Source organism: Desulfurobacterium sp. (genome assembly GCF_027028515.1).
In the GTDB taxonomy this organism is placed as follows: domain Bacteria; phylum Aquificota; class Aquificia; order Desulfurobacteriales; family Desulfurobacteriaceae; genus Desulfurobacterium_A.
This window is the reverse complement of sequence record NZ_JALVIW010000010.1, coordinates 1-2,044: the sequence shown is the minus strand read 5'-3', so window position 1 is coordinate 2,044 and position 2,044 is coordinate 1. Positions and strand designations below refer to the sequence as shown.

Below are 2,044 nucleotides of genomic sequence, written 5' to 3'. Positions count from 1 at the left end.
CCTGTCAAGACCTTTCGGGACTTGCAGTATACCGTCTATCCTGTACCTTATGCGAACGTAGTTTTCAAAAGGTTCAATGTGAATGTCAGAGGCTTTTTTATTAATTGCCTCTGCAATAATCAACTTGAAGAGCTTGTTGACGGCACTATCGGATTCCTCTTCTTCAAAGTCTATCTTAATAGCAGAAGTTGTCGGAGTTGTAATTTCTTCATTTTCTTTTTCGGAAATTTTGGATAAAACTTCTTCTTTTATGGAGTTAAGATTATTGTTAAGTTCTTCTATCTTTTTCTTCAAATGAGTAGGACAGGCGGCCAAAATTTTAACAGGCTTTTTTACACGAAACCTAACCTTTTTGGCAAGATTGGGATCTGTAGGATCGGCTACGGCTATTACTATTTCTTTACCTGTATCCTTTATAGGTAAAATGTTTTCGTGGAGTAGTTCTCTGTATTTTCTTATCAGCTGTTCGTCGTAGTCTTTCAGTTCTCTAACATCTATAAAACCTACACCTATTGTGCTGGGCAGGATTGTTTCTATCGTGGAAATTGGTGTATTGTATTTTTCTATCAAATCGTAGAGGATATCTTCGGATTTTTTAAGTGTCTCTACCGGCACGTGGGGGAGAAATATGTCTATGTACTGAATTAGTGATTCAAGCTTTTCCCGGTTTTTGTACATCTGAGCTTCTCCTTATCTGAATGTTATAATTTTATCAGCTGAGGAGGAATGGTTGAAGTGGTTTGTTGCCGAAGATGATTTCTACTACTCCACTCCGATTGAAAAGTGGCATTCCCACATTGAATCAAAGTTTAAAGAAATACCCCAGGAATTTGAAAGCGTGGTAAGACTTTCAAAAAGCTTTTCGGGAACAAAAAATATAGTCCTTGTTCCCAAGGAAGAAGATATAGAAAAAGTTATCAGAGAAGGCAAAGCCGGTAATGCAGTTTTTATAGCTCCATACTTTCCACCTGAAAAGATAAAGTCTTTGTTTTTTATAGAGCAACTGCCAAACCTCTACGGTGCGTTTACGACGCAGGAGTGGGAATACATTACCTCTTTTCCCGAGAAAGAAAGATGGAAAGCCGAAAGGGAAATTCTTGCTGAAAAGCTGGGTTTAAATATTTACAAGCCGAAGATAAACACAAACTCCCTTGTCGGTATGAGGGGTGTTAAAAAGTATATGCTTTCCATAAAAAATGTGAAAGCAAAAATGTTAAGGGCTAAGGGTATTTTCCTTGTCGGGCTTCCTGGTACGGGAAAGTCGTTTTCTGCTAAAGTTGCCGCTGCTACACTTGACTGGTATCTTGTAGAAATGAACCTATCAAAGATAATGGAATCAACAAATCCCGTTTTTGCACTACATCTTTCGTTTAAACATCTTGAAAACCTTACAAAAAGGTTTAAACAGCAGGCTATCGCAGAAGGAAAAAGGGAGTATCCAGGTTTCATCATATGGATAGACGAAATAGAAAAAATGTTTACGTTTCAAGGAAACAGCGATGTTGAAAAGAGGTTATTTGGACAACTTCTTACGATTCTGAACGATATGAACAGCGATACAGGGTATCACATTAACGGAGTATTTTGGGTAACTGCCAACAACATTACGCAGATAGCCGAAAACAACCCAGAGTTTTTAAGAAAAGGCCGTTTTGATGAACTTTTCTTCGTTGATACACCTGTTAACAAGGACGCTGAGGAGATATTCAACCTCTACAAGGGAGTTTACAAGTTTCTCTTTTACGGAGAGCTGTTTGATGACAGAACCAGATTGAGGGAAAACCTGAGAAAAGCCAGGCTTGGACGGTTTAACCCGGCTGAAAAGAAGTATATGGAAGTTAAGAACGATCCCAAATACACTTTCGGAACAGATGTCGTTCATATGATAAGAGAGGTGTTCTACAGTGAAGCTACTGACACGACAACTTCTTCTGAGGCCATAAGGTTTATCTATACTCCCTCTGAAATTGCCCAGGTGTGCAAAGAACTGGCCATAAGGCAGAAGCAGAAAATAACTATGCTCTCTCTTAAGAGAAAGGTGGAC

At 38.8% G+C, this 2,044-nt stretch carries 1 protein-coding gene and 1 pseudogene; one reads left to right on the top strand and one right to left on the bottom strand.

The genetic code is table 11. The features are described from left to right. Positions 1–678: pseudogene (locus MV676_RS01230) on the bottom strand (hypothetical protein); the annotation flags it as partial. Between the two features lie 52 nt (positions 679–730). On the opposite strand from MV676_RS01230, the gene MV676_RS01225 reads away from it, so the two are divergent. Beyond that, the coding region (locus MV676_RS01225) for an AAA family ATPase (RefSeq protein WP_297444542.1) at positions 731–2,044 on the top strand (1,314 nt) is incomplete at its 3' end.